The following is a 14,742-nucleotide window of genomic DNA, read 5'->3' on the forward strand; positions in this document are numbered from 1 at the left end:
TTGTGGATTATAAATACAAATTTGAAAGCCCCCAATATGCCCAAAATAATACAGCCACCAGTCGCCAAGGTTATTCCCAAGAAAATGGAGAAATTCGGCGACGAGCGAATTGACAATTACTTTTGGTTGAACGACCGGGAAAATCCGGAAGTCATTGATTATCTCAACAAAGAGAATGCCTATTACAAAAAAATGACTGCCCATACCAAGGCTTTCCAGAAGGAATTGTTCGAAGAAATGAAGGGAAGAATAAAGGAAGACGATGAATCGGTTCCGTATTTGTACAATGGTTATTACTACATCACCCGTTTTCAAACGGGGAAAGATTATCCCATATATTCCAGAAAAAAAGGAAGCCTTTCGGCAAAAGAAGAAATTATGTTCGATTGCAATAAAATGGCAAAAGGACAATCTTATTTTCAATTGGGAGGTTTGAGCGTTAGCCCCGACAATAAATTGGCGGTTTTCAGTATTGATGTCGTTGGAAGACGAATCTATGACATTCAAGTCAAAAATCTGGAAACAGGCGAAATTCTTGCCGATAAAATAGAAAAAGTATCGGGAAATGCCGTTTGGGCAAATGACAACAAGACTATTTTTTATTCGAGCCAAGATGAGGTTACTTTACGTTCCGACAAAATTTTTAAACATAAATTAGGCGCCAAACAAGCCGATGATGTTTTGGTCTATTTCGAAAAAGACGAAACCTACAATGTTGAGGTGGCCAAATCCAAGTCCAGAAAATACCTGGCAATAGAATCGGGAAGCACCTTGACCACCGAATACCGAATATTGGAAGCAGACAATCCAGACGGAAAATTCAGGATTTTCCAGAAACGAACGCGTGGTTTGGAATACAGCATCAATCATTATGGAGACAGTTTTTACATCATGACCAATGCGGACAAAGCCACGAATTTCAAGTTGATGAAAACCCTGGAAACAGCCACTTCCAAAGAAAATTGGACGGAAGTTGTTCCGCATCGCGAGGATGTTTTGTTGGAAGACATCGAAATTTTCAAGGAATTTCTGGTTGTCGAAGAGCGTACCAATGGTTTGAATAAAATCAGGATTATGCCGTGGAGTGGAGTAGGGGAATATTATTTGCCTTTTGACAGCGAAACTTATACTGCTTATACTTCTACTAACGTGGATTTTGACACGGATGTTTTGCGTTATTCCTACCAATCAATGACAACGCCTTCTTCGGTGATTGATTTCAACATGAAAACAAAAACCAAGGAAATCAAGAAAGAACAACAAGTTTTGGGAGGAAAATTCGACAAAAACTATTACACCGAAGAACGAATCTGGGCCACCGCAAAAGACGGAACCCAAGTGCCTATTTCTGTGGTTTACCGAAAAGGATTGAAAAAAGACGGCAAGAACCCGTTGTTGCTCTATGCTTACGGTTCCTATGGTCATTCGATGGACGCCACGTTTTCATCGACCCGATTGACATTGCTCGACAGGGGATTTGTTTTCGCCATAGCACACATTCGAGGTGGTGAAGATTTGGGAAGACAATGGTATGAAGACGGCAAATTGTTGAAAAAGAAAAACACGTTTACCGATTTTATAGATTGTTCCAAATTTGTAATCGAACAAAAATATACTTCGCCCGAACATTTATATGCCGAAGGAGGTTCTGCCGGAGGATTGTTGATGGGAGTAATAGTGAATTTGGCACCGGAATTATACCACGGAGTCATTGCCCAAGTGCCTTTTGTGGATGTAATAACGACCATGTTGGACGAAACGATACCCTTGACGACAGGCGAATATGATGAATGGGGCAACCCAAATGTTAAAAAATATTATAGTTACATGGCGTCATATTCGCCTTATGATAATGTGAAAAGACAAGATTATCCCAATATGTATGTGTCGACAGGCCTGCATGATTCACAGGTACAATACTGGGAACCAGCCAAGTGGGTTGCTAAACTCCGGGAAATGAAAACAGATAATTCCGTTTTATTTCTGGATACAAACATGGATGCAGGTCACGGAGGTGCTTCGGGAAGATTTGAAGCCATCAAGGAATTGGCCAAAGAGTATAGTTTTTTGTTAGATTTAGAAAAAATTGAAACCTAATTAGAATATTTTTGTTAAATTTGCAGGGATTTTAGGTTAAATTAAAAAGTGTCCTTGATTAACTATTTTTTTATGAAAGAAGAAATTAACGCTTATAATAATATTTTAGAATTAATAGGGAATACCCCCCTTATTAAGCTGAATAAAGTTACCGAAGAATTAAAAGGAAATTTTTACGCAAAAGTAGAAGCTTTTAATCCAGGGCATTCCACTAAAGACAGAATTGCTTTATTTATAATTGAAGAAGCAGAGAAAAGAGGAATCCTTTCTCCAGGGGACACCATTATAGAGACTACTTCTGGGAATACAGGCTTTAGCTTGGCAATGGTAAGTATTATAAAAGGTTATAATTGTATTTTGGCAGTTACTTCAAAATCTTCCAAGGACAAAATTGACATGCTTCGCAGCTTGGGAGCAAAAGTATATGTTTGTCCGGCCCACGTTTCGGCAGATGATGAAAGATCTTATTACAGTGTTGCCAAACGTTTGCACGAAGAAACCAAAGGTTCTGTTTATATCAACCAGTACTTCAATCAACTGAATATTGACGCCCATTACAAATCTACCGGACCGGAAATTTGGGAACAAACAAAAGGTAGAATAACCCATTTAATTGCTTGCAGCGGAACTGGAGGAACTATTTCGGGAACTGCAAAGTTTTTGAAAGAACAAAATCCAAACATCAGAATCTTGGGCGTGGATGCTTTTGGTTCCGTGTTGAAAAAATACCACGAAACCAAAGAGTTTGACAATAAAGAAATTTACCCTTACCGTATTGAGGGGTTGGGAAAAAACCTGATTCCATCGGCTACCGATTTCGATGTTATCGATCAATTCATGAAAGTTACCGATGAAGAAAGTGCCCATTCCACAAGAGAATTGGCCAAAAGAGAAGGTCTGTTTGTAGGTTATACTTCAGGAGCGGTTCTTCAAGCCATCAAGCAATATGCCGAAGAAGGAGAGTTTGACAAAGACAGTAACGTAATTGCCATTTTCCCAGACCACGGTTCTCGTTACATGAGCAAAGTATTTAGCGATGACTGGATGAACGAACAAGGTTTCTTTGACAGCATCAATGAAGAAGAAGTTCAGAGAATTGAATTTATTAAATAGATTTACAGTCTGCAGTTTTCAGATTGCAGAAATAAGTATAAGACATAAAAAAACTCCATTCAAACGAATGGAGTTTTTTATGTTTATGAGAGAAATCTGCAATCTGCAACCTGAAATCTGCAATCTAAATCTACTCTTCCATCGTGTGATACACGTTCATCACGTCATCATCTTCCTCGATTTTTTCTATTAGTTTTTCCACGTCGGCCATCTCGGCTTCGGTTAGTTTTTTCGTGATTTGCGGGATTCTTTCAAAACCGGAAGAAAGGATTTCCAACCCTCTATTCTCCAATTCTTTTTGGATGGTTCCAAAGCTGCCAAAAGGAGCATAAATCAAGATACCGTCTTCGTCTTCAAAAACTTCCTCGGCTCCAAAATCGATTAATTCCAATTCCAATTCTTCAGGATCGATTCCACCGGCTGGAATTCGGAAGTTGCAAGTGTGGTCAAACATGAATTCTACCGAACCTTGGGTTCCAAATGTTCCGTTGCATTTGTTGAAATAGCTTCGGATATTGGCCACGGTCCTGTTGTTGTTGTCTGTGGCAGTTTCCACCAAAATAGCGATTCCATGAGGCGCATAGCCTTCAAACAAAACCTCTTTATAGTTGGCGGTATCTTTGTCCGTGGCTTTCTTGATGGCGCGTTCCACATTTTCTTTAGGCATGTTCACTGCCTTTGAATTCTGGATTACGGCTCTTAATCTGGAGTTCGCCTCAGGATTTGGTCCGCCTTCTTTCACGGCCATTACAATATCTTTTCCAATTCTGGTAAATGCTTTGGCCATGGCTGACCAACGTTTCATTTTTCTACCTTTTCTGAACTCAAACGCTCTTCCCATTTCTAATTATTATTTTGAACTGCAAAAATACAGTTATTAGTTATTTTTTCAAATGTTTTTTTTAATCAATTGGTACATATTTGGCAATAAAATTCTCGCCGGTTACAGTCCAATTATTGATGGTATTGCTTCTTTCTGTATTGAATTTGTTGAGGGTCTTGTTGTAATTCCCCACTTCTTTATTCACTTCGTTGACCAATTTGTTGAAGTTGTCTATTTCTTCCTTTGATCTGCTGCTGGCCGATTTGCTGTCCATTGTTTTTTTGCTTTCCTGAAATTTCTGGTTCAACATCATGAACGAAACCACGCTCGGGCTTAATTCAAGTGCTTCTTTCTTGCTGAATTCCAATGATTTTTTGGTGGCAAGTACAAGCGACATGTCGTTTTTATAAGCCTTGAAAGTTTTTAGTTTTTCCAATCCTTCATTCGCATATTGTTCCAGGGCATTGCTGTTTTGTTGAATGCCGCTCATGTCATTGTTTTCGATGGCTTTCAATAGGCCTAGTTCCGTGAAATTGACCTTGAAAAAGATCAAATACAATTGGGTGTGATTTTCGAAAACTTCATTGGAAATTTTCATTTTTTTGGCCAATTCGCTGGTGTCTTCCCCAATTTGGATGTTGTATTTATTGGCGAATATTTTTTGGTTGGCATTTAATTTCTCGACTTCTGCATTGATTTTTTCATTGACCAAATCCCTTGCCATGATGTACGCTTCCATATAATCATAGGATTGTTCGGCGACTTCCTGCATGTTGATTATTTTTTCATATTCCTGGTTGATTTGCTTCTCCGAAATGGACAAATAAGCCAGCATTTGGTTCTTGTATTCAACGTCTCCTTTGTAACCGTCTTTCAAGGTTTCTATTTTTTTGGACGCATTTTGGATGCTTTTCACCAATGATTTTCGAGTGGCATCAATTCTTCGGGCGTTTTTGGTGTGGGCAACCGTTGTGGTGTATTTCCAGGTGGAGCGAGTGATAATTTCAGTTTCTTTGCCGATGTAATTCAAATAATCAACGGGAGTTTTAAATTCTTGTGCGTTGGAAATGGTTGCCAAAAAGAAAAACAGGAACGAACTCAGGGCGATTTTCATGAAGTTTATTTTTTTAAATTATTGAAGTCGTTTAGTATGGCCACGGCTTCTTCCAAATAAGGATTTGTTTTTAGGTCTTTAATTTTGGAAGTGTTGCTTTCCTGTTGAAAAGAGTCATACTGCAATTTTTCCGAGTCATAAGAATTGTTCGAAATGATGCATTTGGTCTCGGTTGTGGTTATTTTTTTGACCTTTTTCCACAAGGCATCAATTTCGTGGATGTCCTTGAAAACATCCTTGAATGCAACTCGAAGCGGTTTTTTTGGATCGTTGTAAAGCGCATTTATTTCCACGTTTGCCGCAATAATTTCATTGAAACGGGCATTGTTTTTCAATCTCGCATTGCTGTGCTCAATTAGAGTGGGATAATAGTCTTTTCGATAAGGAATAAACTTCGCTTTGGTTTTGATTTGGTCATATTTTAAGGCGGTTTCATAATTGTCTTCTCGCTGAACGATGCTGTCGTACAACACGGGAAGCGCGATATCTGGAACAACTCCTTTTATTTGGTTGCTGTCGCCGGTTATCCTGTAGAATTTTTCAAGCGTTAGTTTAACGAAATTCTCTTGGTTTCTGTCCAAAGGAAGAATGGATTGCATGGAAGCCTTGCCCAAGGAGGTGCTCCCCACAATTATGGCTCGATTGTAATCCTGCATCGCGGCTGCAAAAAACTCGCTTGCCGATGCCGAATTTCCATTGATCAACACCACGATTGGCCCAAAATAGGAACTGCCTCGATTGTAATCTTTCAGGATGGTATGCCTGCCTTTGTTGTTGACCAAAACCGAAACGGGACCAAAATCGATAAACATTCCAGCCAATTTTATGGCTTCTTCCATCGAGCCTCCTCCGTTGTTTTGCAGGTCAATGACCAAGCCTTGCACATTGTCGTTCTTGAGTTTGGTAATTTCCTTGGCCACGTCATCTGCGCAACCTTGGACACTGTAGCCGTCAAAATCAGAATAGAAATTGGGGATGTTGATGTAGCCTATTTTGGTTTCTTTTTCGGCAATGAAGCTGAAAACCGTATTTGCCGTGGCTTTCATCACTTGCTTTTTGAGCAGGATGGGCAGGATGTTTCCGTTTTTTTTCTGGATGGTCAATTCGATCAGCTCATTGGAATCCGAAAAAATGAGTTCTCCAATTTTCTCCAAAGGAGCGCAAGAAACCAAATACTCTTCGCCTTTCTTGTTGGAAACTTTCAGGATCACGTCGTCTTTTTCAAATTTTTTGGTCTTGTCTGCCGGGCCGCCGGGAACAATTTCCGACACGACAATTTCCTCTTTTTCATTCAGCGTCACGTTGAGTCCCAACGACAAGCCGCTTGTGGACAAACTCGACATGAAACTGGTTTTGGCATCCAACGAAAAGTAGTTGGTGTGCGGGTCGAAATAGGAGCAAAAAATATTCAGTAAATCATTTTGAAGATCGTATTCCAATCCTTTTTTGCTGTTCAAGGTGCTGTTTAATTTACACAAATAGGTTTCGAATATTTTGGCTTTCGTCGTTTTTTCGAGTTTTGCAAAATGGGGTGCCAATGAATCCAGATTGGAACCCAGTTTCGAAATATCTTCCAGAATGTCAAAGCGTACCCTTTTTCTCCAAACTCGTTCAAATTCGGTTGAGGTTAATTCAAAAGGGAAACTTTTCTTTGAAAACTTCACGGTATCCTTGGCATTGTAATCAAAGACTTCGTTTTGTATTTTTTCGAGAACTTTTTTCTTTCTTTCCAAAGCCGATTGATAGGCAGAAACAAATTCGTCCATAAAGGAGCAATCGTTGCCTAGAATGTAATTGTCCAGCAAAAGCCTGTGTTTGCTAAGTTTTTCGTATTCTATTTTGGTAAATAAATTGCGATTGCCGTCCAAGCCGTCGATGAAATTGTTAAAAACATAGACCGAAAGGCTGTCGTCCACGGGTTTTGGATGGTAATGTTCGCTTTGGATCAAAGCATTTATTTTCGAAAGTATTTCACAAGTCTTTGCACTATTTTGACCCAACAGGGAATAGGTTGTCAAGAGCAGTAGGAGTGAAATTTTCTTCATTTGTATGTTTTATAGGATGCAATTTAAAATAAAATTACCGCAAATTCACAAATTATTTATACCTATTTGAGATATTTAATTTGCGAATTTGCGGTTTGCTTTTTTTCTGCAAAACAGCAGTTCTTATTTCTTGTAAAAAGGCAATTTTACCACCTTGGCAGGAACGTCGTTTTTTCGGATTCTGATGAAAATAGTGCTGTCAATGGCACTGTTTTCAGTAGTTACATAACCCATTCCAATACCGACATTCATTGATGGCGACATGGTTCCCGAAGTCACGATTCCAATTAAGTTGCCCGAAACATCGACAATTTCGTAATCGTGTCTCGGCACGGCGCGTTCCAGCATTTCGAAAGCCACCAATTTCTTGGAAACGCCCGCTTCTTTCTGCTTTTTCAAGTTTTCGGAATTGGTGAATTCTTTCGTGAATTTGGTAATCCAGCCCAAACCGGCTTCCAATGGCGAAGTCGTGTCGTTGATGTCGTTTCCGTACAAACAGAATCCCATTTCCAGACGCAAGGTATCGCGGGCTGCCAAACCAATCGGCTTGATTCCGAAAGCTTCACCGGCTTCAAAAACCTTGTTCCAGATTTGTTTCACTTCGTCGTTTTTGCAATAAATCTCGAAACCTCCTGAACCGGTATAACCCGTTGCCGAAATAATAACGTGTTCGATTCCCGCAAAATCACCCACTTCAAAATGATAATAGGCAATCGCCGACAAATCTACCGAAGTCAAGGCCTGCATCGCTTCCACGGCTTTTGGCCCTTGAATGGCCAACAAAGAATAATCGTCCGAAAGGTTGCTCATATCCACGCCCAAATCGTTGTGGCTTGCAATCCAATCCCAGTCTTTGTCTATGTTCGAAGCGTTTACGACCAATAAATATTGTTCGTCCTTCATTTTGTACACCAATAAATCGTCCACGATGCCGCCGTCGTTGTTCGGCAAGCAGGAATATTGCGCCCTTCCTATGGTCAAGGTCGAAGCATCGTTCGAGGTCACTTTCTGGATCAAGGCCAAGGCATTGGGTCCCGTCAACAAGAATTCGCCCATGTGGGAAACGTCAAAAACGCCCACGGCATTGCGAACCACCTCGTGTTCGGCATTGACGCCTTCGTATAAAATAGGCATGTTGTATCCGGCAAACGGAAGCATTTTGGCTCCCAAACTCTCGTGTATGTGCGTCAGCGCAGTATTTTTCATCGTGGATTTGAATAAAATTTGAAGCGGCTAATTTATTGATTTTATTCGGTCTGGCAAAAGGTTTTTGAGGGGCATTTTTCCGTGTTCCGTCATTGCGAGGAACGACGCAATCGCATTTGTTGCTCACGTTTTGCTAGCGCGAGCGTCACGCTCGTGCCCATTCTAAATTGCAATTTATTGGTTTGTGTTTGTGTTCACGAGCGGGACGCTCGCGCTAGCTGGGGGCTAACCGTGTTGGGATAAATCTGCGCGGTCGGGTTTAATTTGCTTGAGCTAATTCTTCTAATTCCACAATATCTTCACTAATTTCCATCATCATATTATAATGCCCTGCATTTTCTGTATGTTGGAAAATCTCTTTAAAAACCTTTAAATATTTAGTAATTGTCCCATCTGGAGATTCTATAAATAAATCGTCTGGCATTGTGTGCGAACCTTCGTTTGTCCAACTCATTAACGATCTACATATTTCTTTTTCTTCTTTTGAAGTAAATTGACCAATTAAAAAATCATCTCTACGATTACCTAGAATACTGAAATAATTTTCAATAATTCTTCGCATCGTATTTTGAATTGTTATTCCAGAGTTTTTCTCCCATTCTTTTATTTCACGCCACAACAATTCATAAGATGATTGTATTGGATTTTTTTCTAAATACGTCTGAATAGTTGAATGTTTGTGATTTTTTCTTAGTATCCAAAAATTTGGTTTTTCTCCTTTTCTAGATGTGTTGTCAATAAAGGAAACTTCTTTATGGAAATATATATTATGTGTCAAAAGTATAATTTGCCTAATATTACCAATATCGGCTCTTACTTCTTTGATTATTTCTTTGATTAGAGTACTGACTAAAAATAAAACATTACTATCTAAACTTGAAATTGGGTCATCAATGACTAAAATTCTTTCAATATTTACATCATCTTCTGAACTTCCACCTTTTGCTAACTGTAAATAATATAAGAAAGTTATAAAAGTAATTTCGCCTTCGCTTAAAGTAGATTCGGCAATAGTTCCATCTTCTCTTTGAATTTGATAAAAACCATTTTCCGTAGAAGGGACAATTTCAAAATTGTGAAATCCATACGATTTTAAAGTTGTATTTATTTCATCAATTGTAGGCTGAATACTAGTAACTTGTTTACTTAATGTTTTAATTTCTGCATATAGTGTTTTATGCTCTTCTCGCTTGGTTTCAACTTCAACCTTTAATCTATCTATATATTTTTGAATCCCATCGGTTGATTTTACAAACGTATCAATGTCAGTTTTATATTCTTCAATAACATATCTCCAAATAGACCTGATTAGTTTGTTTTTTTCAACGGTGAAGTTGGTAACAATATTATTGTGAGCTGAAATAGCAATATTAGCTTCTGTTATTAATTCTAAAATTAAATCCAGTTGTTCTTTTAAAGAAGTTAATTCAACTTTTCTGCTTGGTTCTTTTGCTTTATTGTTTATGAATTCTTTATTAGTTGCAACTTGACTGACTAATGTTTTGAGATAAGCAGAATATTTATCATTATTGAGTTTGGATTTTGAAAACTCTTTTTGGTTGGTTTCAATAGTATTTAATTCGTTAATTAAATTATCAATTAATAAAATGTATTCTTCTTTTAATGACTTTATAGTTGCTAAATCTCCCAAATAGGTTTCGTCAAAGTAATCTTCTAATTGCTTTTTAAAACTTTCAGTTATTGTTTCTTGTTGGCAAAACGGACAAGTAGTGTCTTCTTGAATATAATCTCTACCTTGATTTACCCAGTCGTTTATATTTAATTTTTGAATAAGCTTTGCAATATTTACATCAGCTTTACCAACTATTATTTTTCCCCAAATTAGATTTTTTTCAATTTCATTAATTCTTTCAAAAATAAAAGTGCTTATCGGTGTGATGTTTTGAGGAGCTTCTCCTAAAATAGTTTTTGACTTTGATTTTAATTCTGCAATTGTTAATACATCTGTTTTATTATCTGCATATTCTTGTAACAATTTATTTTTGAAGCTTTCAGATTTTTGAGAACCTACAAAAGCATCTTTAAAATCTTTCTCGTGTTTTTTGTAAATCTTTACCCATGTATCATCTTTGAATTTAATTTCTAAATCTTGTTTTGCTATAACTTGTTTGTCAAATGTTTCCTTTTTTAAAATACCTGTTGCTTTTATAGTCTTTAAGTCTTCATTTTTTAGTCTTATAACTTCAATTTCTTCTTTAGTGGCTTTACCTAATGTAAAAACACCATTCATTTTACCATTGCCAAAATTAAGTTCTCTAAACTGTTTGTTATATACCAAAGTTTTTAATGATTGCTCATTTTTCCAGCTTGCTAAACAATTAGAAAACTTACCTTCAACTGGATTATGCAAAAAGTTAGAAATGGTAGTTTTACCACAACCATTTGCTCCATAAATAAAATTTATTTTCTTCAAACCTGTGATTTGAATTCCTGTGTCATCGTAAGATGCTACCAGTTTTATATTTATAGATTCGAGCATAGTTTTTTTATTTCAATCAAACATAATGATTTTCCTTACAGAAACCTAATAAATAAAAAATTAATTGCTGCAAAGAACAATCATTTAATTTTTGTATTTTTAAAGGAACAAATTCCATGCAATGAAGCCAGTAATCCCCATAGACAAGTCCGAAATTCTCAAAAGATACAAACCCATTTACGCCAAAACCCACAAAGGTATTCAAGGTCACGCCTTGATTATTGGAGGCAGTTACGGCAAAATAGGAGCGGTGACACTCTCCTCCAGAGCCTGTTTGAAAACCGGTTGCGGCTTGGTCACGGTGTTCATTCCAAGATGTGGCTACAAAATCGTGCAATCCGCCTATCCTGAAGTGATGGTCTTGACGGATATTTCGGTAAAATACATTACTAGAATCGTTTTTGATTTTGTTCCCCAAGCCATCGGGATTGGTCCCGGAATTGGGCAGGACATTGAAACGCACACTGCCTTGCACCGCTTCGTGAAAACCAACGAAATTCCACTAGTCATCGACGCCGATGCCTTGAATATTTTGTCGCAAAACAAACAATGGATGTCCTTTTTACCGGAGAAAACCATTCTCACTCCACACCAAAAAGAACTGGAACGCCTCATCGGCAAATGGGATTCGGATGCCGAGAAAATCGAAAAAACCATCGCTTTCAGTAAACAGAACAATCTGGTTATCGTGATGAAAGGTGCTCCCACCAAGATTTTTGACGGCGACACCATTTATGAAAACACGACCGGAAACGCCGCCTTGGCCACTGCCGGAACCGGCGATGTCTTGACGGGAATGATCACGAGTTTATTGGCACAATCCTACGAACCCATAGACGCTGCCATAATCGGCGTTTACCTCCACGGACTCACTGCCGACATCGCCTTGCCGGAAACGGGTTATCAGGCGTTCCTGGCTTCGGACAGTATCGATCATATCGGGAAGGCTTATTTGAGTTTGGGATGATTTTGAACCATATAGGTCATATAAGGTCATTAAAGTTGGATTGAATATATAAAATCCGTGTTGATTCGTTTCATCTGTGCTATCCGTGGGCTGTTTTTGTCAGTCGGAGACTGATCCACACATCCTCAAAGTCGGAGACTTTGCGGAGCTAGCGTAATCCGTGGCCTGATTAACTAAAGTTTTAAAATTGTTATTTGTAAGTTTGTAGTTCATAAAGTTGTACAATGAAAAAAACACTTGAATTAAGAACTGTAAATGTTACGCGCTACATTTCGCCGTTGCGGGAAGGTGGTTCGTTACCGGCTTTGGCCGAGGCAGATGATGATTTTAAATATGTTTTGAAATTTAGGGGTGCGGGACACGGTGTAAAAGCACTGATTGCCGAATTGATAGGTGGAGAAATTGCCAGAGTCTTGAATCTGAAAATGCCCGAATTGGTGTTTGCCAATCTGGACGAAGCCTTTGGTCGCAGTGAAGGTGACGAAGAAATTCAGGATTTGTTGCAAGGCAGTCAGGGATTGAATCTGGCGCTTCATTTTTTGTCGGGAGCCATTACTTTTGACCCCGTAGTTACCCAATTATCTCCAGAGTTAGCATCACAAATTGTTTGGCTGGATGCTTTTATCACCAATGTGGATCGTACGTTCAGGAATACCAACATGCTGATCTGGCATAAAGAATTGTGGCTGATTGACCACGGAGCCTGTCTTTATTTTCATCATTCCTGGTCCAGTTGGGAAAAGCACGCCCAAAGTCCTTTTGCTTTGATAAAAGACCACGTTTTATTGCCACAGGCGAGCAAATTATCAGCAACTGATATTGCTTTTAAAAAGCTGCTGACCAAAGAAATACTGCAGGATATTGTCAATTATACTCCAGAAGATTGGTTGCATTGGGAAGATACCGATGAAACTCCAGAGGAAATCCGAGCCGTTTACTTCCAGTTTTTATGGACTAGATTGAATCATTCAGAAATTTTTATAAATGAAGCCCAAAATGCAAGAGAAAAACTTATATGAGTATGCCGTTATTCGCGTTGTACCAAGGGTAGAACGGGAAGAATTCCTGAATGTGGGCATCATTTTGTTTTGCAAAAAAGCGAAATTCATAAAAATGATTTACGCTGTCAATGAAGCAAAATTAGTATTGTTTTCGGAAGATTTTGATTTGGAACAACTGGAATTGAATTTATGCTCTTTTCAAAAAATTGCTCACGGAGGCAAAGCAGGCGGGCCTATTGGCGAGTTTGATATTCCATCTCGTTTTCGTTGGTTGACCGCTATCCGAAGTTCGGCGATACAAACTTCCAGGCCTCATACGGGTTTGTGTACCGATTTGGAAGAAACCGCCCAACGCTTGTTTAATGAATTGGTTTTGTAGTTAAAAAACAACTAATTTATTTTTGACCATATAAGCTCATGGCATTGGAATCAAGGAAAAAATCCGTGCTTAATCCGTTTAATCTGTGTCATCCGTGGCCTAAATGAGCACAAAAAAAACCGCAAATTCACAAATTATAAAATCTGTGCATCTGCGGTTTATATTTTTAAGCAGGATTTATTATCCCAAAAACGCTTTTAATTCCTCGTAAGTCTTGATTTTTGTACTTATTTTTTCTTTGTTCAATACGCTTTCAATTTGGGTAGGAATAGGCAATTGAATGTTCAAAGCCGGTTCTACCACATCTAAGAATTTGATGGGATGGGCTGTTTCCAAGAAAATTCCAATCGCAGTTGGATGGTTTTCTAGTTCTTTTTTCAAACCTAGATAGCCAACCGCACCGTGAGGTTCCGCAATGTAACCGTCGGTTTTGTAGATGGATTGCATGGCTTCCAAAGTTTCTTCATCGGTATAGGAAAAAGAAGAGAAATCTTTTTTGAATTGTTCCAAATCGTTGTTGTACATTTCCTGGATTCTGATGAAATTACTTGGATTCCCCACGTCCATTGCATTCGAAATGGTGGCTTTGGAAGGTTTTGGGTCGTAATTTCCTTTTTCCAAGAATCTTGGCACGGTATCATTCACGTTGGTCGAAGCCACGAAATGTTCGATAGGCAAGCCCAATTTTTTGGCGATGATTCCGGCACAAATATTTCCGAAATTCCCGCTTGGGCAAGAAAATACCAAAGGCCTGTTTTGTGATTTCAATTGTTTGTAGGCAAAGAAAAAGTAGAACATTTGCGGCAACCAACGGGCAATGTTGATCGAGTTGGCCGAAGTAAGGTTGTGGTGCGCCAAACTTTCGTCCAAAAATGCTTTTTTGACCATATCTTGGCAGTCGTCAAAAACACCGTCCACTTCCAATGCCTTGATGTTTTGTCCCAAGGTGGTCAATTGTCTTTCCTGAATGTCGCTCACTTTCCCGGAAGGGTATAAAATCACGACTTCCACGCCTTGAACTCCCAAGAAACCACTGGCAACTGCTCCTCCCGTATCGCCGGAAGTAGCCACAAGCACGGTATTTTTATTGTCTTTTTTGTCTTTGTTGAAATAACCCAAACAACGCGACATAAAACGTGCACCCACGTCCTTGAACGCCATTGTTGGCCCGTGATACAATTCCAAGGCATAGATGTCCTTTTCAACCGGCACGGTCGGGAAATCGAAACACAAAGTTTCGGCTATGATTTGTTTCAGGGTTTCGGCTGGAATTTCGTCGCCCACAAATTGTTGGATGGCTGCAAAAGCAATTTCTTCGTTGCTCAAATTCTCGATGTTTTCGAAAAAATCAGCCTTTAATGGAGTGATGGATTCCGGAAAATACAATCCTTTGTCGGTTGCCAATCCTTGTATTACGGCTTCTTGAAAAGAAACTTTTGGGGCATTATGGTTTAAACTGTAGTATTTCATTTTTTAATTTACGATTTACAATATTTG

General features: G+C 38.7%; 11 protein-coding genes. 5 read left to right on the forward strand and 6 right to left on the reverse strand.

The window, feature by feature from the left end; translation table 11 throughout:
- The first annotated feature begins 36 nt into the window (after window positions 1–36).
- Together BUC16_RS06010 and capA are read left to right on the forward strand one after the other, a co-directional pair.
- The gene (locus BUC16_RS06010) at window positions 37–2,097 is read left to right on the forward strand and encodes a S9 family peptidase (protein ID WP_084546109.1); all 2,061 of its coding nucleotides are present in this window, start codon (window positions 37–39) and stop codon (window positions 2,095–2,097) included.
- Window positions 2,098–2,169: 72 nt separating this feature from the next.
- Window positions 2,170–3,210 carry a cysteate synthase gene (gene capA / locus BUC16_RS06015; protein WP_073368896.1) on the forward strand — a complete coding sequence of 347 codons (1,041 nt, stop codon included), beginning with the start codon at window positions 2,170–2,172 and terminating at the stop codon, window positions 3,208–3,210.
- A 130-nt stretch (window positions 3,211–3,340) separates the two neighbouring features.
- Here capA and BUC16_RS06020 read toward each other — a convergent pair whose 3' ends face one another.
- The 5 genes from BUC16_RS06020 to BUC16_RS06040 form a co-directional block, all read right to left on the reverse strand.
- Window positions 3,341–4,051 (reverse strand): YebC/PmpR family DNA-binding transcriptional regulator, encoded by a 711-nt coding sequence (locus BUC16_RS06020; RefSeq protein ID WP_073368898.1) that lies wholly within the window; start codon window positions 4,049–4,051, stop codon window positions 3,341–3,343.
- A 61-nt stretch (window positions 4,052–4,112) separates the two neighbouring features.
- A complete protein-coding gene (locus tag BUC16_RS06025) occupies window positions 4,113–5,147 on the reverse strand; it encodes an LIC11966 family surface protein (protein WP_073368900.1) in 1,035 nt (344 codons plus the stop codon).
- Window positions 5,148–5,152: 5 nt separating this feature from the next.
- Entirely contained in the window at window positions 5,153–7,192 is a 2,040-nt protein-coding gene (locus BUC16_RS06030) for a carboxy terminal-processing peptidase (RefSeq protein ID WP_073368902.1), read from the reverse strand.
- A 123-nt stretch (window positions 7,193–7,315) separates the two neighbouring features.
- Window positions 7,316–8,398 carry a glycine cleavage system aminomethyltransferase GcvT gene (gcvT, locus tag BUC16_RS06035; RefSeq protein ID WP_073368904.1) on the reverse strand — a complete coding sequence of 361 codons (1,083 nt, stop codon included), beginning with the start codon at window positions 8,396–8,398 and terminating at the stop codon, window positions 7,316–7,318.
- Between the two features lie 259 nt (window positions 8,399–8,657).
- Window positions 8,658–10,898 (reverse strand): AAA family ATPase, encoded by a 2,241-nt coding sequence (locus BUC16_RS06040; RefSeq protein ID WP_073368906.1) that lies wholly within the window; start codon window positions 10,896–10,898, stop codon window positions 8,658–8,660.
- 121 nt (window positions 10,899–11,019) lie between these two features.
- On the opposite strand from BUC16_RS06040, the gene BUC16_RS06045 reads away from it, so the two are divergent.
- The 3 genes from BUC16_RS06045 to BUC16_RS06055 all read left to right on the forward strand — a co-directional run bounded on the left by BUC16_RS06045 (window position 11,020) and on the right by BUC16_RS06055 (window position 13,245).
- Window positions 11,020–11,865 (forward strand): NAD(P)H-hydrate dehydratase, encoded by an 846-nt coding sequence (locus BUC16_RS06045; RefSeq protein WP_073368908.1) that lies wholly within the window; start codon window positions 11,020–11,022, stop codon window positions 11,863–11,865.
- A gap of 224 nt (window positions 11,866–12,089) precedes the next feature.
- Window positions 12,090–12,884 (forward strand): HipA family kinase, encoded by a 795-nt coding sequence (locus BUC16_RS06050; protein ID WP_073368910.1) that lies wholly within the window; start codon window positions 12,090–12,092, stop codon window positions 12,882–12,884.
- Entirely contained in the window at window positions 12,862–13,245 is a 384-nt protein-coding gene (locus BUC16_RS06055) for a DUF3037 domain-containing protein (RefSeq protein WP_073368912.1), read from the forward strand. The genes BUC16_RS06050 and BUC16_RS06055 overlap by 23 nt, the downstream gene beginning before the upstream one ends.
- 180 nt (window positions 13,246–13,425) lie before the next feature.
- Here BUC16_RS06055 and thrC read toward each other — a convergent pair whose 3' ends face one another.
- Window positions 13,426–14,715, reverse strand: coding sequence for a threonine synthase (thrC, locus tag BUC16_RS06060; protein WP_073368914.1), 1,290 nt, complete (start codon window positions 14,713–14,715; stop codon window positions 13,426–13,428).
- Window positions 14,716–14,742: the final 27 nt, after the last annotated feature.

Origin of the sequence: Flavobacterium fluvii, from assembly GCF_900129545.1 — a bacterium.
Classification (GTDB): Bacteria; Bacteroidota; Bacteroidia; order Flavobacteriales; family Flavobacteriaceae; genus Flavobacterium; species Flavobacterium fluvii.

Excerpts from the sequence above, each read along its gene's own strand:
- BUC16_RS06010 (WP_084546109.1), top strand. The coding sequence starts at position 37 with ATGCCCAAAATAATACAGCCACCAGTCGCCAAGGTTATTCCCAAGAAA.
- capA (WP_073368896.1), top strand. The coding sequence starts at position 2,170 with ATGAAAGAAGAAATTAACGCTTATAATAATATTTTAGAATTAATAGGG.
- BUC16_RS06020 (WP_073368898.1), bottom strand. The coding sequence starts at position 4,051 with ATGGGAAGAGCGTTTGAGTTCAGAAAAGGTAGAAAAATGAAACGTTGG.
- BUC16_RS06025 (WP_073368900.1), bottom strand. The coding sequence starts at position 5,147 with ATGAAAATCGCCCTGAGTTCGTTCCTGTTTTTCTTTTTGGCAACCATT.
- BUC16_RS06030 (WP_073368902.1), bottom strand. The coding sequence starts at position 7,192 with ATGAAGAAAATTTCACTCCTACTGCTCTTGACAACCTATTCCCTGTTG.
- gcvT (WP_073368904.1), bottom strand. The coding sequence starts at position 8,398 with ATGAAAAATACTGCGCTGACGCACATACACGAGAGTTTGGGAGCCAAA.
- BUC16_RS06040 (WP_073368906.1), bottom strand. The coding sequence starts at position 10,898 with ATGCTCGAATCTATAAATATAAAACTGGTAGCATCTTACGATGACACA.
- BUC16_RS06045 (WP_073368908.1), top strand. The coding sequence starts at position 11,020 with ATGAAGCCAGTAATCCCCATAGACAAGTCCGAAATTCTCAAAAGATAC.
- BUC16_RS06050 (WP_073368910.1), top strand. The coding sequence starts at position 12,090 with ATGAAAAAAACACTTGAATTAAGAACTGTAAATGTTACGCGCTACATT.
- BUC16_RS06055 (WP_073368912.1), top strand. The coding sequence starts at position 12,862 with ATGCAAGAGAAAAACTTATATGAGTATGCCGTTATTCGCGTTGTACCA.
- thrC (WP_073368914.1), bottom strand. The coding sequence starts at position 14,715 with ATGAAATACTACAGTTTAAACCATAATGCCCCAAAAGTTTCTTTTCAA.